Here is a 21,525-nt window from a genome sequence, read left to right as displayed (position 1 = left end):
TTACTAGTAAACTGAATTCAAATCCAGAACTCGGAAGGGATGATAGACATATGAATCACCAAGCGGTCATTCAGCGTGATATTACGGAAGTCCGGGATGTCGTTCTTCGGCGGCACAGCTCCATCCATGCCTCAGGACCCGTCATCGAATTTGGAAACTGGAGCAAAGCCGATCCGTTTCTCGGGATGATGGAGGACAAGTTCCAGGCCGGTTCATTCGACGACCATCCCCATCGGGGAATCGAAACCGTTACTTTTGTCATCGATGGAACCGTTGAACACTATGACAGCCTCTCCAAGGGCGGCGTGCTAGGGCCTGGAGACGTGCAGTGGATGACGGCGGGAAGCGGCGTCATCCACAACGAAGTGCCGTCAGAAGGCCTAACGGCCCACGTCCTGCAGCTCTGGATCAATCTGCCCCGCGAGCAGAAGATGACGACTCCCCGCTACCAGAACCTGAAAGGCGCGGATATGCCGATCCGACAAGAGGATGGCGCGGTTGTGCGAGTCTTCTCCGGTTCTTCCGGCGATGTCGTATCCGCTACCGAAAATCATGTTCCGGTCACGATGGTCGAGGTGCTGCTGGAGCCCGGCGCTTCCATCGCGCAGGACCTGCCCGGCAGTTATAATGGCTTCATCTACATCCTTGAGGGCAGCGGAACCTTCGGAGGCAATGGCGTAAACGCGGCTAAAAGCCAGGTGTTGTGGCTGGGCGCTGGAATCGACGGAAAACCTAGCGAAATACGGGCAGCGGCTGCGGAGCCTCTTCGCTTTGTTCTGTACGCAGGCGAGCCGTTGCGGGAGCCCGTGGCGGCCCGCGGTCCCTTCGTCATGAACACGGAGGAAGAAGTGAACGAAGCCTTCCGCGAATATCGGACGGGTACGTTCTTGAAGTTCTGATTCATTCAGGTTGGCCAAATCCTCTGATTTAGGTGATAAGCCCCTCATTCGAGGCTCCCTGCTTGCAAGATATTTTCAAAAAAAACGGTCCCTTACCATGCCTGTTCAGGCATGCCGAGGGACCGTTCTTCATATATAGCTATGACAGCACGGCTGCGAGAACCGCTTCGACATGGCCTTTCACTTTCACCTTCCGCCACTCGCCGGCCAGCTTCCCCTTCTCATCAATCAAGAAGGTTGAGCGTACAATACCCATATATTCACGGCCGAACATCTTCTTCATCTGCCATACGCCGAACATTTCGCTTACCTTATGCTCCTCATCAGACAAGAGCAAATAGGGCAGGCTATGCTTATCGATGAATTTGGCGTGGGATTTCAGCGGATCGGGGCTGATCCCGATCACGACTGCGCCGGCTTGCTCCAACGCACCATAGTTGTCCCGGAAGCTGCAAGCCTCCTCAGTGCAGGTTGGGGTCATATTTTTCGGATAGAAGAACAGCACGACTTTGCGCCCACGAAAATCGCTTAATGCTACCTTCTCCCCGTTCGAAGCCGGAAGTGAAAAATCCGGCACCTTGCTTCCAATCTTCAACTGCTTTTGGTCTGCGATAAGGCTCAACTCCTGCTATACGGACTTTAGGCCCGTAAAATTGATTGTCTTTTCGAAAAAAATTATAATAGAATGAATGTCGAATGTTCAAATGTTCTATCGAATTTATTCATCAGCGTAATCCGAAAGGAAGAACCCAATGACCAAAAAAACAAAGAAGACGATTATATGGAGTGTCAGCATCATACTGGCCGCCGTCATCGGTTACGGCATCTATTATGCGGCCTCGTTTTATGACGGCTTGCAAAGTCTTCAGAAAACTGGCGAAGCCTCCCCTTTTCGGGAAATAGAGAAGGTGGATGCCAAAGTCCCTGCCCCGCCGGAGTGGGAAGGCAAGGAGACGGTTAACATTCTGCTGATGGGCGTCGATGCGCGCGGTTTCGAGGAAGGGGAAATTCCTCGTTCCGACAGTATGCTTGTTGCCTCGATTGATCCCGTAAAAAAGAAAATGCACTTATTCTCTATTCTGCGCGATACTTACGTAGAAATACCCGGGTATGACAGAAACCGTATCAATACGGCCATCACGCACGGCCCGAACACGGCCATGAAGGCGGTAGGCGATCTGCTGGGCATACCGATTCAATACTACGTCTATACGGACTTCCAGGGCTTCATGAAGCTGGTTGATTCCGTCGGCGGGGTGGACTTCTACGTGGAGAAGGACATGAGTTATTCAAGTAAAGCCGACAAGAACGAGTACGACATTGATTTGAAGCAAGGCATGCAGCATCTGGACGGCAATGCGGCACTGCAATACGTCCGGTTCCGCTATGATGCGATGGGCGACTTCACCCGCACCGAGCGGCAGCGCGAGCTCCTGAAGGCCGTAGCCAAGAAAATGCAGACCACCACTTCCATCATGAAGCTTCCGGACATCCTGAAGTCCGTCAGCCCTTATATTGATACGAATCTCGATGTCGAGGATATGTGGAAGCTTGCGAACGTCGCCTACAAGAGCAAAATGAGCGGCAGCGAGCAGGTACCACCGATGAAACTCCTGAAGGAAGAACATATCGGCGGCGCCGCCGTCTTAACGGTCGGCAATCCGGATACGCTGAAGCAGTATATCCAGGACATCATGAACCCGCCGACGCCAGACCCCGAGACCGAAGGCGGCGAAGGCACGGAAGGTGATTCCGGGAACACCGATTCCGGGAATATCGACTCCGAGAACAGCGACTCTGAAAGCTCCGCAACACCATCTGCGACAACGGATCGCAACTAATACACTTACAGCAATCAGGACAGGGCGCTACGTCAATCTAGCTTCCTGTCCTGCTTCATGAAGAAAGGAAGTTTTACTATCATGTCAACCTCAAGAAATCGTTCCGAAGCCCTGTATCAAGAAGCGCTGCAGCATATCGTAGGCGGCGTAAACAGCCCCTCCCGTTCGTTTAAAGCCGTAGGCGGCGGTGCCCCCGTCTTCATGAAACGCGCAAGCGGAGCCCACTTCTGGGACGAGGACGGCAACCGATATATCGATTACTTGGCGGCTTACGGCCCGATCATTACCGGACACGCCCATCCGCATATTACGGCGGCGATCACGGCGGCTGCCCAAAACGGCACCCTATACGGAACGCCGACGGAGCTTGAAATTACCTTGGCCAAAATGCTGAAGGAAGCCATCCCGTCCATGGACAAGGTACGTTTCGTCAATTCCGGCACCGAGGCCGTCATGACCACGATTCGGGTCGCCCGCGCTTACACCAAGCGCAACAAAATCATCAAGTTCGCCGGCTGCTACCATGGCCACTCCGATCTGGTCCTCGTGGCTGCGGGCTCCGGGCCTTCCACGCTCGGCATTCCGGACAGCGCCGGCATCCCGGCCAGCATTGCCACGGAAGTCATTACCGTTCCTTTCAACGATCTGGAAGGCCTGCGCGCTGCCCTCGAAGCATGGGGCGAAGATGTGGCCGCCGTGATGGTCGAGCCGATCGTCGGCAACTTCGGAATGGTCATGCCGAAGCCGGGATTCCTCGAAGGACTGTGCCAGATGACGCACGACAACGGGTCGCTGGTCATCTATGACGAGGTTATCAGCGCCTTCCGCTTCCATTACGGATCCACCCAAACCTATGCGGGTCTGGCCAATCACGAGGCGATTCAGCCGGATCTTACGGCTCTGGGCAAAATCATCGGCGGCGGACTGCCAATCGGCGCTTACGGCGGCCGGAAGCACGTGATGGAGCAGGTTGCTCCGCTCGGCCCGGCTTATCAGGCGGGAACCATGGCTGGCAATCCGGCCTCCATCGCGGCCGGAATCGCCTGCTTGGAGGTATTGCAGGGCGAAGGCGTGTATGAGGAGATGGAGCGCTTGACCATCAAATTGACGGAAGGCCTGCAAGCGTCCGCAGACCGCCATGGCGTTCCGCTCACGATCAACCGCATCCGGGGCTCCTTCTCCACGCACTTCTGCGATCATCCGGTAACGAACTATGACGAAGCGCAGGATACCGACGGCGAAGCCTTTGCGGCCTTCTTCCGCCACATGCTGGACCGCGGCGTGAACCTGGCCCCTTCCAAATACGAAGCCTGGTTCATGACCACGGCCCATACGGATGCGGACATCGAGGCAACGCTTGAGGCCGCGGAGGAATCTTTTAAGGCCATGAAGAATTAACCTAGATAAATTCAAAGAACGCGAAAGGAGATTTCCTCATGAAAAAGCTGTTGAACAAGTTATAACCTGCTCCACATCCATGCCATGCTTCTACGATCCGGATCCGTGGACCTCCTGACCTGTTCGATTCGAATCGTCGGTAGTCCAAATACGAATACGGAGGCTACGAACATATGAGAAGCGAGCAAGAAATGATGGATTTGGTATTGGGCTATGCAGCCCGCGATGAGCGGGTTCGGGCCGTGACCCTGGAAGGCTCCCGAACGAATCCCAACGTGCCTAAGGATATTTTTCAGGATTACGACATCAGCTTTCATGTTACGGATATGGAGAGCTTTATCCAGGATCCAAACTGGATTGACGTCTTCGGGGAACGGTTGATTCTGCAGACGCCGGAAGATATGGACCTGTTCCCTCCCGACCTCGGAGGCTGGTTCTCATACCTGATGTTATTTACCGACGGGAACCGGATTGACATGACCTTGATCCCCATCGAGGAGAAGGAGAAATACTGCAAGGAAGACAAACTGATCCAGATCTTAATGGATAAAGATCAAACCTTTCCCAAGGTTCCTTCTCCGTCCGACGAGGATTTCTGGGTACAGCGTCCGTCGGCGGCCTTTTTCGAGGATTGCTGCAACGAGTTCTGGTGGGTATCCACGTATGTCGCCAAAGGCTTGTGGCGGGAAGAAATCCTGTATGCCCAGGACCATCTTCACAACATCATGCGTCCGATGCTGATGAAAATGCTGGAGTGGCAGGTGGGCACACAGACCGATTTCTCGCTCAGCGTGGGCAAGAACGGCAAGTACCTGAAAAACTATATGTCTGCGGACAGCTGGAACGAGCTGATGTCCACCTACCCTCGCGGAACCTACGAAGAGGTGTGGAAGGCGCTGTTTACGATGGGAGCGATGTTCCGCAGAACCGCGCTGGATGTCGCCAAGCAGCTGGGCTTTGAATACGATATGGGGCAGGATCAGCGCGTAACGGGCTTCCTGCAGCATGTCCGGCAGCTGCCGGCGGATGCGAGCGAGATCTACTAATCGATTCCACGGTCATCCCTATGAAACAGAAACAACCCGCCCAAGGATAATCCTTGGGCGGGTTGTTCTATTACGTTTATTTACTAGATTCACGGGCAATCAAATGGCCTCTTTCCTACTTCTGTTCGATCTTATCGAAGAAATTCTCCTGAACCAGCTTGGCCGTTTCGTCCAGCTGCTTCTTGGAATCCGTGCCTTCCTTCGAGAACGATTCCTGCACGACGTTGGACATCGCGGCATAATAATCCTGCGTGCCGAATTGCGCTTCAGGCTTTCCTTCCAACAGGCTGAAGAGCTGCGGATCGTATTCATAGACGTTGTCGTACTTATCGTAGATCGCCTTCACCTTCGCCGCATACTCCGAATCGTCGCTGAAATATTCCAGCGGCGTCGGCACAAAATATTTGCCCTCGGCTTTGCGGGCATTGATCGTATCTTCCACCGATTTCAGCGCATCATCCGTAAAATAATCAAACGTGATATAGCGGAATGCCATTTCCTGTTCTTCCTTCGTGGCATTCGGATTGATGACCAGATAGTTGCCGCCCAAAATGCCGTGGTGCGCTCCGCCTTTCTCCATCGCAGGCATCGGATACGCAAGCACGTCCTCAGGCTTCATGCCGCCCTCGTTCAATGCCGGCTGGATCACGTCAAATGCGCCTGCAATGACCATCGCCGTCCGTCCTTGCTGGAACGAGCTGACGGCATCGCCCCAGCCGAGGGCCCAGTCCTGCGGAATGGCGTTTGCTTCCCATCTCAGCTTCTTGTAGAAATCCAGCGCCTTCACGCCGGCTTCCGAGTTAAACACCGCTTTCACTTTGCCGTCCTCGTTCACTTCGATATCCCCGCCGGCTTCGAACAGGAAGTTGGTCCAGTTCCAGCCTGCCTCATTGCCCTTGCCCATCGGCGCGATTCCGGAGATGCCGGCCTTCGGGTCCGCAGCGCCTTTCGCCGTGTTGTACATGTCGTCCCATGTCCAATCCATCGGCGGTACGGGCACGCCCTTCGCGTCCAGCAGCTTCTTGTTCACGATCGTAGACGTGATATAACCGTTCTGCGTGACGCCGTACACCTTGCCGTCCACGATGAATTGATCCTGCAGCACGGGATTCATGTCGTCCTTGTACTCCCATTCGTTCCAGAACTCCGTAATGTCGGCCACCCAGCCCCTCTCCACGAGCAGCTGTGCCTCCGTGGCCCAAGTGTTATAAAATGTCGGCGCTTCGTTCGAAGCCATCTTCACCCCAATTTCGTTGACGCTGTACTGCCAGTCGTCCTTCACGATGGTCACGTTCGGATATTTCGCCTGGAAGCGGGCGATTTTATCATCCTCCTGCTGACGCAGCGTTGTATCATCCGGCAGCGGATAGTGAATCTTGATCGTGATCTTTTGATCCGTGATATCCTCCTTCGGCTCCTCCGTTTGCGTCGTGGCCGTCCCGCCCGAATTGGCGGTCCCTCCCTCTGTATTCGTGACCTCCGGCGCTGCTTTGCCGCCGCCGCATGCGGCGAGCAAGGAGCTGAACAGCATAAGGCAGATCAGTAATGCTGGGAACTTGCGCATGGATACTCCCCTTTTCCTTATTGAAATAATGATGTCCTTTCCTCTCTCCATCATAAAAGCCAAATCCGGAAAGGACGATGTGCATTCATATGACGATCGTGTGCAGGGCTACGATGTGTACCGCTGCTGCCCTACCCTTTGACGGCCGAGAGGCTGACGCTGCGCATGATGAATTTCTGGAACGCCAGAAATACGAAGATCGGCGGCACCATCACCATGAACAGGATCGAAAATTTAACGCTGCTGTCCAGGCTCCTTGCGTTGATGACATACTTGTAAATGGCCGTAGCCAGCGTATATTTGTCCTGGGTCTGCATGACGAGCGACGGCCAGAACCAGTCGTTCCATGCCGTGGAGAATGTAAAAATCGCCAGCGTCGCGAAGATCGGAACGGATAGCGGTATGGCGATCCGCAGGAAGCTGCTCATCTCCGAAGCGCCGTCGATGCGCGCCGCCTCGAAGATCTCCGGGTGAATGCCGTCGAAGAAGTTTTTGATCAGCAGGAAGAAGTACGCGTTCGCTCCGGCCGGCAGCCAGAAGGCCCAGTAGGAATTCAGCAGGCCGAGCTCCTTCAAATTGACGAAATTCGGAATCATGTAACTCGACGCCGGAATGAACAAGGTCATCAGAATGAAGAAATAGATGGCCCGATGATACGGAACCCGGATGCGGGAAATGCTGAATGCCGCCATGCCCAGCACCAGAATCGTGACCAACAGATTACCGCCGAAAATCAGCAGCGTATTCTTCAGAAACATCGGCAGATCGATGTATGCCCACCCCTTCGGGAAGTTCTCCCAATGCCATTCCGATGGGAAAAAGCGCGGCGGAAACGTGTTGATTTCCTGATTGCTCTTCAATCCGTTGAACATCGTCATGCCGATCGGGTACAGCATCGTGAAGGTCATCACGGCAATGCACAGCACCATAAATCCGTAAACCGCCTTATTCCACGGTTTTCTCAAATCCGAAGCGGACAGAATGCCTCTCTCTTTCATCCTAGTACTCCTCCCTGTTCATCTTGAATTGCAGGATGCCCAGCAAACTCAGCACAAGGAACATCAAGATGCCCATCGCGGTTCCGGCCCCGTAATCCAGCTGGTTAAACGCATATTTTACGGTAAGGAGCGCATAGGTGAGCGTGGCCTTGTTCGGTCCGCCATCCAGCATCGCCAGCTGCGATTGATACGCCTGTGACGTGCCGATCAGCTGCAGAATCAGCATGAGCACAATCAGATTGCGCATCGAGGGAAGCGTGATGTATTTAATCCGGGCCCACACGCCGGCACCGTCGATTTCGGCGGCTTCATACCAATCCTTCGGTATGCTCAGCACTCCGGCCAGATAGATCAGCATCGCCGAGCCGAATTGCTGCCATGTCTCCATGACGACCAGCGATACCATCGAGAAGCGGCTATCCGATATGAACGATACCGGCTCTGCCCCAAAGAAGCCGAACAACGCATTGACCGGGCCCACCGGATCGTACATCCATCGCCACATGCCGTAGAGCACGACCCCGGGCACGACAAACGGGAGATACGCGGCAATCCGGGCGAACCCTTGAAACAGCTTCAGCTCCGAGATGGCAATGGATGCGGCGATGGGCACCCAGAAGCCGATGACAAGCGTTAACAGCATGAAATACAACGTATTCCTGACCGATAGCAGCAGGTCGGGATTGCTCAGAACGTTGGCGTAATTATCCAAACCGACGAAGGTATTGCCTTTTACGAAATCGATATGAAAAAAGCTGTAAAAGATCCCTTTGAAAATCGGCACCCATAAAAAGACGATAAAGATCGCTATGGCCGGGACAAGGAACAAATACCCCCATACATACTTCCTCCACAGCGGCTTGCGCTTATGCTCCTTCCGGGCGCGGCGGCCGGGCTCGATCAGAGCCTGGCCTTGTGACATGATCGTTTCTTCCATCCGACTCCCTCATTCCTTTATTCAATGTCTAGCTTTTATTGTAAAAAAGCCGGGGAGCCTTCGAACATGTCTAAAACTATGTGAAGTATGACGGATCTTACTTCTTTAGCTCACTTGGGCTGACGCCGTAGTATTTTTTGAAGATTTTGCTGAAATGCTCCGGGGATTCATACCCCACCCGCTCGGCTATCTCGTACCGGCGGAGATCCGTGTTCAGGATCAATGCCCTGCTCTCCTCCATTCGCAGCTTCACCACATACTCCCACAGGCTGCTGCCGGTATATTTTTTGAACAGGTAACTCAAATAGTTGGGGCTCACGTGATTGTTCTTCGCTACGTCGTGAATGGTCAATCCCTTCTGGCGGTAATGCTCGTCGATATATTGCCTCGTATTCTCCACGATCCGGTTGCTCTGGCTCGAAAGCACCTCCTGCGACGTCTCCTGGGCATAATTGTGCCAATTGAAATCCCCGTAATAAAAGACATGGAAATCGTGCAGCTGCTCGCTCCACAGCATCGCTTTGTCCGCCTGGCGGCTGAGCACGCTCAAGAATTCCCGTCCCCTCAATATTTGGCTGATGCCCACGGTACAGCTCCGTTTCAGGTGCAGCTCCACATGGTGGTGCAGACTCCGGCCGATCATCTCCAGGTGATGGATTTTCCCGCTGGCGTTCTCCTCCATTTCCTGCTCGCTCCATTGAAGGATGATGTTGACGTCCCGTTCCGGCGAATAGAACACTAAGGTGTGCGGCTCCTGCTCCAGCAGCTCCTTGGCGATATTCAGCGCGGCATATTGAATCAGGTTTATATCATGACTGGAAAAAGAAGCGCTGCGCTCTTCCGCCAGTCCCAGTTTCATTTTGATAACGGCAAAATAAGGGCCGACCAGGCCCAGCTCCGACTCGTCGGGACCGGCAGCAGCCGATGGATCCGGCTCCATGGAGAGCCGCTCGTTCAGCCGCTCTATTCTTTCGGACGGCGGCTCCTCCATCCGGAAATGCTCATTATCGGCCATGAGAAGCGGCTCGACCTGGGGCGCCGGCCGGTCCATCTTGAGCAGCACGCTGCGTACCGAATCCAGAAACTGCTCGCTGTTCAGCGGTTTGATCAAATAATCCTTGGCTCCGAGCTGAAGCGCCCGCTGCGCGTATTGAAATGTTTCATGGGCTGAAATAATGATCGTCTGTACCCAAGGCTTCACGATCTTCGCCTGCTGCATCAGCTCAATGCCGTTCATCTCGCCCATCTGGATATCGGTGACCAGCAGGTCGATGTCCCCCATCCGTATGTAGTCCAGCGCTTCCTGCCCGCTGTAAGCCGTGGTTATGCCATCGATGGCAAGGCCCGAGGACGTTAACAGCCCTGCCAAGCCCTTGCATATCAAAGGTTCGTCATCTACCACCAAAATGTTGTACATCAGGAAACCTCCTGTCCGGTTGCTGTAATGGTTGCTGCTTCTGTTCGCGGTATCGTGATCGTCACGCGGGTTCCCCCTTCTTCCCCGGGCTCATACTGCAGCCCGTAGCGGCTGCCGAAATGCAGCCGGATCCGCTCCTGGATATTGCGGATGCCGTAGCCCAGCGAATGATCGGGTGCATCATCATGGAGCAGCCGGAGAATGGATTCGTAGTTCACGGGGCGAAAGCCGTTATCTTCAATGACGATCCGGCATCGATCACCCTCCAGATGACCCGATACGCGGATCATTCCGTCCTCGCCCATATTTTTAATGCCATGAATGATCGCGTTCTCCAGCAGCGGCTGGAGCGTGATCTTCGGCACATGGTTCGCCAGCAATGCCTCGGGAACGTCCCATCGGATCGTAAACTGATAATCATAACGGTTCAGCTGGAGATTCATATAAGCCCCCGCATGCTCAAGCTCTTCCCCAAGCGTGATAAGATCCCGGCCCCGGCTGAGACTGATCTTCATCAATTTGGATAAATCCTTGATCATTTCGGCGGACTCGGTATTGCCCTCCATCGTGCTCTTCCAGTAAATGCTCTCCAGGGTGTTGTACAGCAAGTGGGGATTGATCTGCTGATAGAGCAGCTGCAGCTGCGCTTCCTTCTGCTTCAAATCCATATTGTATTTGTAATGGATCAGGTCATTCAGTCGGCGGGCCATGTCATAGATCGTGGAGATCAGGACGCTGACTTCGTCTTTTCTGCGCCGATAAGGGGTTTCCGGCACGACGTTTCCCGGTTCGTACCTCCTCACGAAATGCGCCAGCTTCTGGAGCGGCGTCATCAGCGACTGCCAGAAGTAAAAGACGATAATGAGGCCCACGGCAAAATAAGCGACGGAAATGACCTGTATGACGCGCTTCATCTCGCTTTGCTGGGCAAGCAGCGTTTTGACGGGCACCTTGTAGACCAGCTTCTGCTGGAGCACGTAATTGTAATCGATGACATAGATGAAATCCGACGTGATCACGTCCATGACGCCGATCGTGGAATCGCCCGGATCCGCTTCGGGCGGCAATTCCAGCTTGCCCGCCATGCCCTGTACCGACGAGGTCAGGATATTATCGTCCCAATCCGTAAAATACAGCTCCCCATCCGGAATCGAGACCGTCGATAACGACTCGCCGATCCGCGCGTCCAAATTGGTGACCAGCAGTACGCCGATGGTACCGCCCCGATAGATATTGTTAACGGCCCGCACATAGCTTAAAGTCTCTTGATCCTGGCGTCCTTGCACCGGCGGCGACAGATTGGCCATGCGCTTCAGATACCCGTTCCCCTTCATCGCCACGGCTTCATCGAACCAAGCGGGTTTCTCCTTCTCGTCGGAGAAGAAATATACCCCTGCTTTTCTGCGGTCAGGGTAATACGGGGCAAAGAAGTAGCTGTTGTCCGGGTCGTACACATAAAGCGAGTAATAGACCGGTTCACGCTCATCCGTCTCTTGGGAGAAGGAAATCAGCATCTTTTCGAGCCGCTCGTAATTTTTGACGCGTTCCAGTACGGTAACCTCGGCAAAGGGATCCAGCTGCTGGATCTGCGAGTTCTGGATGACCGTGGAGGTTACTTTGTTAACGGTTTCAATGTCCCGGTTAATCAGCTTGAAATTTTGTTTGTTCAGTTCGATATAAGCATTGGTCACATGGCGCTTCAGGATCTGACCGGCCATGGAATTCCCGTAGGCGTTCAGCCCGAATAACGGAATGACCAGCACCAGGAACAGCAGAATCATCTGCTGTTTGATGTTCATGCGGCCCAGCGGATTTTTGAAGCGGTTCTTCATCGGCTCTTGCACCTCCGGCTTTATCAAGCATAGCAACAATCCAGCGGGATCAGCGTAGTCATTTCTACGGAAATGATGCGCATTTTTACGATTAGGCAGGATGCCCTAAGTGGATGTATTAGCCCTGCCGCAGGCGATTTCCTGCAAAAAGGGGCAGGAGCGTCTGGCGGGAGTCGATCTGTCGAGGGTATGAGGAGTATTGACCGCCCGCCTTCCACGCTATCTACCCTCAAAATGGAATAACACCCGCATGCGCGATCCTCATCGGATTGAACATGCGGGTGTTAGGTGCCGGTTCCCTTTTTTAAAACGGAAAGAACAGCGGCAGTACCGCCATCATGACGAGCCCGATCGTCAGTTGAAGCGGCAGGCCGACCTTCACGTAATGGCTGAATTTATAACGTCCTGCCGACATGACGAGCGCGTTGGGCGGCGTGGAGAACGGGGACGCAAAACACATGCTCGCTCCAATCGAAACGGCGAACAGAAACGGATACGGACTGGCTCCCATCTGGATCGCAGCCGATAACGCAATCGGCGCGAATAATACCGCGCAGGCGGTATTGCTGATAAACAGCGTTAGCAGCGAAGTGGTGAAATACACCCCTGCCAGCAGGGCAAGCGATCCATAGCTGCCCAGGGAATGAACCAGCATATCCGAGATCAGCGTGGCGGCTCCCGTCTTCTCGATGGCAATGGACATCGGGATCATCCCTCCAATAAGGACGATGCTCTCCCAGTTGACCGTCTTATAGGCTTCCTCCATGTTGCGCACGCAGCCGAACACCACCATCAACACCGCGGCAATCATCACGGAGGCCACCGCCGGAATCCATTCCGTCACGAGCAGGATCACCATCAGCAGCATGATCCCCGCCGCGATCGGCGCTTTGTGATCCATCGTCAATTTGCGCGACTCCTCTGCAGGCTGCCCCACCACCACGACATCCGTCTGCTCCGCTGCCAGCAGGGCAATGTCCTTCCACGTGCCCTGCACGAGCAGCGCGTCGCCAAAGCGCATTTTCTCTTCCTTCAGATGATGCAGCAAATACTGTTCTTTACGCTGGATGCCCAGAATGTTCACCCGATACTTCTCGCGGAATCCCGAATGCTTGACGAGCCGGCCGATCAGGCGCGAGGACGGCGTCAGCATCACTTCCGCAATGCCGACGTCGCTTGTGGCGTACTGCGACTCTTCGGCATGTTTACGATGCTCGGGCACACCCTGGTCCAGCATGACAAGCCCGTATGTCTCCGCAAACTCCGAGGCCCGCTCGAATGGACCATTCACGTACAGAATATCCTCTTCCTCTATCACGGTCCCAGGACCTGCGATCTCCTGGTTGATCGTTTTGAAGAATTGATTCTTGGCCGACATTTTACGGCGGATTTCAATGATGTTGATTTCGAACTGTGCCGGAATATCCAGCTCCCGCAGCGTCTTGGAGCGAATGGAGGAATCGGCTCCGACCTGAATCCGATACAGGTTCTGTGTCAGCCGATACTGCTTGGCCAGCTCCCTGAGCGAGCGTCCGCCCTGGTTCCCCGTTCTTCCTTCTTCATTGCTGGGAAGATAACGGCGAAGGAACAATATCGCGAGAATCCCGGTTGCCAGACACACCAGGCCGATCGGCAGAAAAGCAAAAAACGACAACCGTTCGTACCCTGCGTTAATCAGCGTCTCCTGAATCACAAGGTTCGGCGGCGTTCCGATCAAGGTGAGCATGCCGCCCAAGCTGCTTGCAAACGCAAGGGGCATCAGCAGCCGCCCCGGATTGATCTCCGCGCTGTATGCCAGACTGACAACGATGGGCAGCATCACAGCTACCGTGCCCGTATTGCTGACGAATCCGCCGATGAGCGACGTCACCAGCATGATCATGATCAAGAGCCGGGTCTCGCTTCCTCCGCCAAGCTTCAGCAGCTTCCCGCTGGCCATCTTGGCCAGCCCGGTCTGGAAAATGCCGCCCCCCACAACAAACAAACCGATCATCATGATGACAACCGAATTGGAAAAGCCCGACAGGGCTTCAGCCGGACTTAAAATGTCCGTTAGCATAAGTACCATCAACACGCCGATCGCGACCAAATCCGACCGCGCTTTTCCCGACATGAACAATACGGATGCCACGGCCAAAACAGACAACGTAATGATCATCGGTCCATTCATTCCTTGATCCCCCTATAATGCCATATCTATGTTTCTTCCAAGATTCGACATTCGATAAACCTTTCCCTGCCCATTTCACGGATCCGCCACTTTCCGGTCCGGAGCGGGCGGCCAATCTGCGCCAACGTCACACCACCCGTTCAAGGGAAATGATGTAGTATTGTAACACCTGCCGGGAGCATCTCATGTTAAAAACGTCACAACCCTGTGTGCAAATCTTTAGGCGATATCCCCATCCGATCCTCTATCGCACCGTCGACCATAACGAGGGGTAAACAAAGGACTTCTCTCGTAGGCCGCCACGGAGGAATCACAAAAAAAAGCTGCATCGGCTCCTTCCAGCCGGTGCAGCTTGCCCTTGGAATTACAAATTGATGAATGCGGTACGCAATTTGGAACTGTACTGAACGTCAAAGCCCAGGCCGGATGCAATCACGGCGAGCGGCACGTAGGTTTTATCCTCTTTTCCTACCTTGTGCAGAAAAGCCGGCGTATCGATCGGTACGGCCGTTCCGTTGACTTGAACGGTTTTGGCGCCGATCTTCACCACGACCGTCTGGTCTCCGAAGGTAATCGTTGCGCTGGATGTTTTATTCTCCCATTTGGTAGTCGCCCCCACCGCGTTCACGATGTCTTGTATGGCTACGTAATTCAGGTTGTCGCGGAGGATCGGCTTGTAAGGCGTATTCAGCTCCTGCCCTTTCACGACGATGCGCATCGGCTGCCCCTCATTTTGAACAGGAGGTTTCTGATAGCTGCCCCAGATTGTCTCGGCAAATACGCTGGCCATCGTTTCGTATCCGTATTGGTTCGGATGGATGTCATCCTTCAGGATATGGGTCATCGTCAGCTCGGAGCCCACGAATTTCTTCGCGACATGCGCTACCTTGATGTCTACGCCCTGGCTTGCAAAACCGCCGGCCACCCCGTCCACCAGCTTCGTGAACTCACCGGATGCCGCAAGCAGTTTCGCGTACGCGACGTCATCGGCGATTTTGGGAACCGGATTATACTGGTCGGCCACTACGATCGCGGCATCCGGATTCAGGGAATGCAGGCCCGTAATGACGGATGACACGTTGTCCTTATAGATCTGGAACAGTTCCTGCATCTTGGCTTGCAGCTGCTCATCGCTTAACGTTTCCACGGTGCTGACAAGACTCATCATGTCATTGCCGCCGATCGTAATGGTGATCAGATCGGCTTCGGCGATCATCGGCTTGGCTTTTGCTGCATCGGCGCCGATCTGCTTGGTCCGCGGATCGATGCTGCTGAGTCCCGGCTGCAGCTCCTCCGGCGTGATCGCCCGTTCATCCAGGACGGCCTTGACGTAGTTGTTCAGCCCGTCGGTCTTCAACCCGCCGATCCCCAGATTCGTGACTTCGGTCCGGCCATGGAACAGCCCTTGCTCATACAGCCGGTCAACAAAACCGTACGGTTTGCTGTTCAGATCCATTCCCGGCTCATACCCGACGGTCAGCGAATCCCCCAGCGTTACGATACGATATGTATTCTTAGCCGCAGCCTCATCGGCATAAGCCGGCGCAACGCCCGGTCCGACTAGCGCCACCGCGAGCGTCAAGCTGCCGGTTACTGCCGCCAGCCCCTTCTTCCATTGTTTGAACATGACTTCACTCCCTTAACGTCGAATATCTTGATACAGCCTTATTTTACCACCACCATCAGGCGAATGGTACCGAATCAAGCCGGGCGAGACGGCTTCATGAGAAGATACGCGAATAGATAACCTATGGAGGTAACTCCAAACCAAGCAAATATCCCTGGCGTGCCTGCCATATACAGGCTTGGCAGTATCGACCATCCAAAAGCAATCAGCAGCAGCATTCTGTACGAATACACCATCGCAATCAACGCCAAGCAGCCTGGCAGAAAGAGCATAATGAACGTATTCAGGGCCGGACTCCAGTTCATAACGTCCGTATACGGATTAAAGATGATAAGTATGCACCACAACAGGATGGAACCCACACCTGATAATCCTGCCAAAAAATGAGAAGCCTTCAGCTGAACCCGCATTGTTTCTCCTCCCCCCTATATGGACAAGGTCGCACATCCTGACTCCGACATTCACCGTCTTGAAGAGTCTTATCTTGATTGCTGCACAAAAAAATGGACAGCCTGTTTCATGCTGTCCATTCCTGATACCGAACCAGGATGATGTTACGCTCCAATACCGCAATATTCCTTGAAGCGCTGTCACACGTCTTCGCCTGAATCCTCAGGCTTCTCCTTCTTTACCGCCTTATCGATATACTTGTCATAGCGGTCATCCAATTCCTTTGCCATGCTGCGGTATTTGAGCGTCTCCTCCACGATGGGATCGAGCTGCGTCTGAATCCGGATCTCATATTTCGGAGAGAGCAGCCTGCGCTCCTCCTTCTCCCGATCCTTCTTCTCCATTTCACCCTCCGTTAACATCTCGCTGAGCTGGCGCTCCAAATCCTGATCCGACTTCTCATTCATCGTACGCACACTCCTTTTATCAAACGGTTCATAGTGAACGGCATTCTCTCTGCGGATGGTGACCGTTTAGCGGACCAAAGCCTCGCCCGCATCTTTTAGCGTATCCAAAAAACGCTGATGAATCAACCCGTTGGTTGCCGCTAAATGACGCACCGACAGATCGTAGGGCCGTCCTTCCGTATCGGTTACTTTGCCGCCGGACTCCTGAACCAGCAGCGCGCCCGCGGCAACGTCCCAGGCACTCAAGCCGTGCTCCCAGTATCCGCTCAGCCGGCCGGCCGCCACATAAGCAAGATGAAGCGCGGCGGAACCGCCCGCTCTTATATTGCGTACCATCGGCAGCAGCGCCTGAAGCTCCGCCATGTTGAGCGGCAAGTTGACCTTGCTGTCCAGCGGGAAGCCCGTGGCCAGCAAGCTGTCCGACAATTGTTCCTCCGTGGAGACATAGGTCGGATTGCCGTGAACGTAAGCCCCTTTGCCTTTTTCCGCCACGAACAACTCGTCCCGGGAAGGGTCGTAGATAACGCCGACAATCACTTCTCCATGATGAGCCAGCGCGATGGATACGGAGTAAAACGGAAATCCGTGAACATAGTTCGTCGTGCCGTCCACAGGATCGATAATCCAAAGATACTCTTCGTCTTTGGCTTCCTCAAGCGCCTTCGCATAGGCATCCGTACCCGGGGCAACCCCTTCTTCTCCCAGGATCGCATGATCCGGGAAATGCGTCAGGATCAGCTTGCGGATCATCTGCTCCGCGCCTTTGTCGACCTCGGTTACGATATCCTGCGCCGAAGACTTGGTGCTCAGCTGCTTGACGGTGCCCAGTTTGCTCTTAATCCATTCTCCCGCTTTCGCTGCGCAATTAATCGCAACGGCGGTATAGCTCTTACTGCTGACAACATAAGGAATCTTTTCATTCTCGTTCAAAGCACTCACTCTACTTTCTATATAAATCTAGTAATCTTGGGAATCTCTACATCCTATTCCGTCATTACGGTAGCCGAAAGGGCAGCCACGCGAAAATTCCGCCTATTTCAATAAAAGTCCGTCCTATGCTGTGCACCTGAATGCTTGGCGAGAACGAACTTTTTAGTCCAATGTCATTATCTTGAGGGGAATCCCTGTTTGGCTACTTCCAACGTAACCCAAAACCCATCAACTTGCAAGTGTTAACAAGCTCAACTTATCGGTTAAGGGTTCACTTCGATGGAAGCACCGTCGAGAATGGTAATGCCCTCTTCCGAATAATTTCCCAGATCCTTCATCAGGTCAAACAAGGCCCCGTCCTTCATCTTCGCTTCAATCATGACGTCCACTTTTGGCGTAACCCCGGCAATATTCCTTAAAAAAGCGAGCAGCGGCACGACATCCACCCCGTCCGCATGGCTGCGGATATCGGTCTTGCTCTTGGGGCTGGAGACATGAATTTTAGGCGGCAGCGGCTGCGCCGGCTCCGAATCGGCCTGCGCAAGCTGCGTCTCCCAGGTGCGAAGGATATCCGGCCACAGCTCCCAGGGCGCCTCGCCGTCGTTATTGACCCACTGGTGATGGATGTCCAGCACCATCGGCAGCCCGGTCTGCTGGCATACGGCCAGCGTTTCCTGGGCCGTAAAGGTTTTATCGTCATTTTCAAGGGTCAGCCGTTCCTTGATGCGGGGGTCAAGCTCATGAAAATGTTCAACGAATCGGGCCGCTGCCGAAGGCTTGTCCCCATAAGCTCCCCCGATGTGAATGTTATTCTTCATGGAAGCAGGCAGTTCCATCGCCTGCAGCATGCGGACGTGCGACTCCAAGTCGCGAACCGAATTAACCAGCACTTCGGGACGCGGCGTGCTCAACACCGTGAAATGATCCGGATGGAAGGAAACCCGCATCCCGTGTTTTTTCACGAATTCCCCAATGGCCTGAAAGCCTTCCTGCAAAGCCGGGAACGGGTCCCAGTCCCGCATGTCATTATGCGTGGCCAGCGGAATCAGCTTGGACGAGAAGCGGTATACCTTGATATCGTGAGCCGCATTATGCTTCAGAAGCCGAAGGGTATTATGTAAGTTCTCATTCGCGATCCGCTCCAGTTTGTGCAGGCCGGCCTCACGGTCATTCAGCTTCATGAAACTCTTCATCGTCATCGTCTTGGAAGGAGAAGCATTCTGCACGACCGTGGACATGGCCACATAACCGAAACGGACAATCATGCATGGTCTCCGAAGAACATCTCGTGCGCGAGCGCGGTCTGTACGCGCGCTTCCTCATCCGTCAATTTGCGGATGAGCTGCAGCTCGACCGAAGTGACCTCCCGCCCCTGGAAGTTGATCTCCGATACGCATGCGGTGATCAGGACGATGGCCACCGCCCGGTTATCCGGCGTATAGGCAATGACCTTCTGTCCCGTCGGAAACACCCGGAGCCCATCCTTCAGCATTTTGCCGCGGCCGTATTCCAGCAGCTCGTAGAGCTCCTGCTCGCTTTTAAACTTACAAACGGAATTGAACTCGGTTTGAAATCCCATATCATGTCTCTTCCTTTCATCTCAAAATATTAGACTCAAGGGGAGCCGTAATGAATAGCGCGGACTCCCCCTGGTGTTTCATATCCTATTGTGACGGCTTACGCCTGGTTCTCATAAATCAGGGATTGCTTGCGATGGTACCGCTCAAGGCCCAGCTCGATCATCCGGTCAAGCAGCTCGCGATAGGAAACGCCCGTCTCCCGCCACAAGAGCGGGTACATGCTGAACGGCGTGAAGCCCGGCATCGTGTTCACTTCGTTGATCAGTATCGCACCGTCCGAACGGCGGACAAAGAAGTCGGCGCGGGTAATGCCCCCGCCCTCAATCGCTTTGAAGGCGGCAATGGCCAGGTCGCGCAGCCGATCCGCCGTATCCGGGTCGATCTCGGCCGGGATTTGCATCTGCGATTGTCCATCCGTATATTTGGCCGCGTAGTCATAGTATTCACTGGAAGAGACGATTTCACCCGGAACGGACGCCATCGGCTCGTCATTGCCGAGCACGCTGACCTCCACTTCGCGCGCATCGACGAACTCTTCTACGATGATCTTGTCATCGAAGCGGAGCGCGGATTCAATCGCTGCCTTCAGCTGTTCCCGGTTCTTGGCCTTGGAAATCCCGACGCTCGAGCCGAGGTTAGCCGGCTTGACGAAGCTCGGGAATCCGAGTTTGTCCTCGATGTTCTTGAGCACTTCATGCTGGCTCCGCTCCCACTGGGTGCGGTTGAAATAGCAGTACTCGCATTGCGGCAATCCTGCCTGGGCAAAGAGCTTCTTCATGACGACTTTGTCCATCCCGGCAGCGGATGCAAGCACGCCGGTTCCCACGTAAGGGATGTCCGCCATTTCGAACAGCCCCTGGATCGTCCCGTCCTCGCCGAACGTCCCGTGAAGCAGCGGGAACATAATATCGACCGCCTGATTCTCTTCCCCGTACAGTCTGCTGAACACGGCGTTCAGCGCCGTTTGCGTGCCTTCCCCTTCAGCCAGCTTCAATTCCTCCTGCCGGGCGAAAGGAGCCGACATCTTGCTGCCGATTCTCCAGGTTCCCTGCTTTGAAATATAAAACGGGACAATCTCGTATTTATCAAAATCAAAAGCGTTCATGACCGCGAATGCCGTGGATAGCGACACCTCATGCTCGCCGGATTTTCCCCCGTATACTAAACCAACCGTCAATTTATCCTGTCCCATGTTAACCTCTCTCTTGTCCGTATTGCAGCATGACATGCTGTCATCTTAAAAATAATCGGGAATATGGTAAAACCGGTATTCGGTGTTATCGTTCCAAGCATAGGAATCCCGGTAGTCCCAATAGCGGTGACGGCTTGACACCGTATGCGCATTAACCAGCGGCATCCCGCCCGCGTCAAACGCCGTTACGATGGTGCTGTGCTGAAACGCGCCGTCGCCGTCCCAGTCGTACACGATGACGTCCCCCAGCATCAGCTGTTCGGGACGCTCCACCCGCTCGGCACGAAGCCCCGTGGTACTGGCATTCAGATAATGCGCGAAGCTGTTCGACACCGCCCAGCTGTAGCTCCACCACTCCCGTTTGTTGACGTATCCCTTGTACCACCATCCCGTTTCTCTTTTACCAGTATAGTGGATTGGGGCTTTGCCTGCAAAGAGGCACTGGGAGATATAGTTCGTGCAATCCACGTCGAATTCCTCAAACTCCGGATTCCCCGAATCCCACCAACGGTCGGCATAGGCAGCCGCGGCTTCGCGTTCGTAACGTCCCGACCGCGGACTGCTGCCAGCGGCGTATACGCGTCCGTTCATGAAAGGAGTGGACGGTTCCCTTCCGGCCGCGTCCGAGCTTGCTCCCGGTATGTCGGCCCTTTGCAAAGGATGGCGTTCATCCTGCAGACGTTCAATGCCGACGATCAGCCAGGCATCCCCGTCCCGAATCAGCGTCAGCCGCTCCCTGAAAACCGTGTCTTCCCGATGCGTCATCCCTCTTTTTTCATAATAAAAGACGCTGTGGAGCCGCACGTCGGCGACCACATCATCCTCTGTTTCCCTCAGGATGCGCTGAAGACGGGCACGGGTCTCGCTCTTAAGCGGCGTTGCCTCCCGCTCCGCATACCACGATTGCAGGCGAAACTGCCTCTCTCCTCTCTCTACCAGGTAGTTCAGGTCCGCCACAATCTGCTCTTTCAGGCCTGAGGAATAGTCCACGCGATTTTGGTTATATTGATTGACGTAAATATATAGAGCTTGCTTCCAAGGCTTCTCGGCTTGCTTCAAACTGTTCATCCTCTCTCCTCCTCTAACCTTGCCATTCACGCCGTTCCCTATCACAACTATATGAAGCAAATCTTCAGGCTATGAGCTTCGGTCAAGAGATTGCAGAAACGCGGGATTGCAGCGGCTGCTTTCCGGTAAGAAAACAGGCTTGTTTTCACCTTTTTGAAATGCGTTTCTT

Annotated in this window: 19 protein-coding genes; 4 read left to right on the top strand and 15 right to left on the bottom strand. The window is 54.2% G+C overall.

The features are described 5' to 3' along the window. Positions 1-50 precede the first annotated feature (50 nt). Positions 51-899: a pirin family protein gene (locus tag AC3RCL_RS04370; RefSeq protein WP_492534635.1), complete on the top strand. Its 849-nt coding sequence runs from the start codon at positions 51-53 to the stop codon at positions 897-899. Between the two features lie 139 nt (positions 900-1,038). On the opposite strand, the gene bcp is transcribed toward AC3RCL_RS04370, so the two are convergent. Then, positions 1,039-1,521: a thioredoxin-dependent thiol peroxidase gene (gene bcp, locus AC3RCL_RS04365; protein ID WP_012819045.1), complete on the bottom strand. Its 483-nt coding sequence runs from the start codon at positions 1,519-1,521 to the stop codon at positions 1,039-1,041. A gap of 130 nt (positions 1,522-1,651) precedes the next feature. On the opposite strand from bcp, the gene AC3RCL_RS04360 reads away from it, so the two are divergent. The 3 genes from AC3RCL_RS04360 (at position 1,652) to AC3RCL_RS04350 (ending at position 5,184) form a co-directional block, all read left to right on the top strand. Then, entirely contained in the window at positions 1,652-2,740 is a 1,089-nt protein-coding gene (locus AC3RCL_RS04360; protein ID WP_192569724.1) for an LCP family protein, read from the top strand. A gap of 81 nt (positions 2,741-2,821) precedes the next feature. Next, a complete protein-coding gene (locus AC3RCL_RS04355; RefSeq protein WP_096776993.1) occupies positions 2,822-4,138 on the top strand; it encodes a glutamate-1-semialdehyde 2,1-aminomutase in 1,317 nt (438 codons plus the stop codon). A 173-nt stretch (positions 4,139-4,311) separates the two neighbouring features. Next, positions 4,312-5,184: an aminoglycoside 6-adenylyltransferase gene (locus tag AC3RCL_RS04350; RefSeq protein WP_192569725.1), complete on the top strand. Its 873-nt coding sequence runs from the start codon at positions 4,312-4,314 to the stop codon at positions 5,182-5,184. Positions 5,185-5,299: 115 nt separating this feature from the next. On the opposite strand, the gene AC3RCL_RS04345 is transcribed toward AC3RCL_RS04350, so the two are convergent. From AC3RCL_RS04345 to AC3RCL_RS04280, 14 genes are all read right to left on the bottom strand, one after another. Next, positions 5,300-6,748 (bottom strand): ABC transporter substrate-binding protein, encoded by a 1,449-nt coding sequence (locus tag AC3RCL_RS04345; RefSeq protein ID WP_492534634.1) that lies wholly within the window; start codon positions 6,746-6,748, stop codon positions 5,300-5,302. A 131-nt stretch (positions 6,749-6,879) separates the two neighbouring features. Continuing rightward, positions 6,880-7,746 (bottom strand): carbohydrate ABC transporter permease, encoded by an 867-nt coding sequence (locus AC3RCL_RS04340; protein ID WP_090912776.1) that lies wholly within the window; start codon positions 7,744-7,746, stop codon positions 6,880-6,882. A gap of 1 nt (position 7,747) precedes the next feature. Then, positions 7,748-8,683, bottom strand: a complete 936-nt coding sequence (locus tag AC3RCL_RS04335) for a carbohydrate ABC transporter permease (RefSeq protein ID WP_332296542.1) — start codon at positions 8,681-8,683, stop codon at positions 7,748-7,750. A 97-nt stretch (positions 8,684-8,780) separates the two neighbouring features. Continuing rightward, positions 8,781-10,100 carry a response regulator gene (locus tag AC3RCL_RS04330; protein ID WP_375121882.1) on the bottom strand — a complete coding sequence of 440 codons (1,320 nt, stop codon included), beginning with the start codon at positions 10,098-10,100 and terminating at the stop codon, positions 8,781-8,783. Beyond that, positions 10,100-11,932: a sensor histidine kinase gene (locus AC3RCL_RS04325; RefSeq protein ID WP_492534633.1), complete on the bottom strand. Its 1,833-nt coding sequence runs from the start codon at positions 11,930-11,932 to the stop codon at positions 10,100-10,102. The genes AC3RCL_RS04330 and AC3RCL_RS04325 overlap by 1 nt, the downstream gene beginning before the upstream one ends. Positions 11,933-12,236: 304 nt before the next feature. Beyond that, on the bottom strand, positions 12,237-14,102 hold the full coding sequence (locus AC3RCL_RS04320) for an SLC13 family permease (protein ID WP_081746341.1): 1,866 nt from the start codon (positions 14,100-14,102) through the stop codon (positions 12,237-12,239). Positions 14,103-14,466: 364 nt separating this feature from the next. Further along, entirely contained in the window at positions 14,467-15,729 is a 1,263-nt protein-coding gene (locus AC3RCL_RS04315; protein WP_012819035.1) for an SGNH/GDSL hydrolase family protein, read from the bottom strand. Between the two features lie 74 nt (positions 15,730-15,803). Next, entirely contained in the window at positions 15,804-16,139 is a 336-nt protein-coding gene (locus tag AC3RCL_RS04310) for a hypothetical protein (protein WP_012819034.1), read from the bottom strand. A gap of 180 nt (positions 16,140-16,319) precedes the next feature. Beyond that, entirely contained in the window at positions 16,320-16,586 is a 267-nt protein-coding gene (locus AC3RCL_RS04305) for a hypothetical protein (RefSeq protein ID WP_012819033.1), read from the bottom strand. A gap of 66 nt (positions 16,587-16,652) precedes the next feature. Continuing rightward, entirely contained in the window at positions 16,653-17,516 is an 864-nt protein-coding gene (locus tag AC3RCL_RS04300; RefSeq protein WP_012819032.1) for an inositol monophosphatase family protein, read from the bottom strand. Positions 17,517-17,779: 263 nt separating this feature from the next. Next, a complete protein-coding gene (gene uvsE, locus AC3RCL_RS04295; RefSeq protein ID WP_012819031.1) occupies positions 17,780-18,781 on the bottom strand; it encodes a UV DNA damage repair endonuclease UvsE in 1,002 nt (333 codons plus the stop codon). Next, positions 18,778-19,095, bottom strand: coding sequence for a hypothetical protein (locus tag AC3RCL_RS04290; protein WP_009591113.1), 318 nt, complete (start codon positions 19,093-19,095; stop codon positions 18,778-18,780). The genes uvsE and AC3RCL_RS04290 overlap by 4 nt, the downstream gene beginning before the upstream one ends. A gap of 98 nt (positions 19,096-19,193) precedes the next feature. Further along, a complete protein-coding gene (locus AC3RCL_RS04285; RefSeq protein ID WP_012819030.1) occupies positions 19,194-20,288 on the bottom strand; it encodes a D-alanine--D-alanine ligase in 1,095 nt (364 codons plus the stop codon). 45 nt (positions 20,289-20,333) lie between these two features. Continuing rightward, the gene (locus AC3RCL_RS04280; RefSeq protein WP_012819029.1) at positions 20,334-21,356 is read right to left on the bottom strand and encodes an amidase domain-containing protein; all 1,023 of its coding nucleotides are present in this window, start codon (positions 21,354-21,356) and stop codon (positions 20,334-20,336) included. Positions 21,357-21,525 lie beyond the last annotated feature (169 nt).

Source organism: Paenibacillus sp. MT86 (assembly GCF_058792535.1).
Note: the sequence above shows the minus strand (reverse complement) of the source record. Positions and strands in the feature narration are given on the sequence as shown.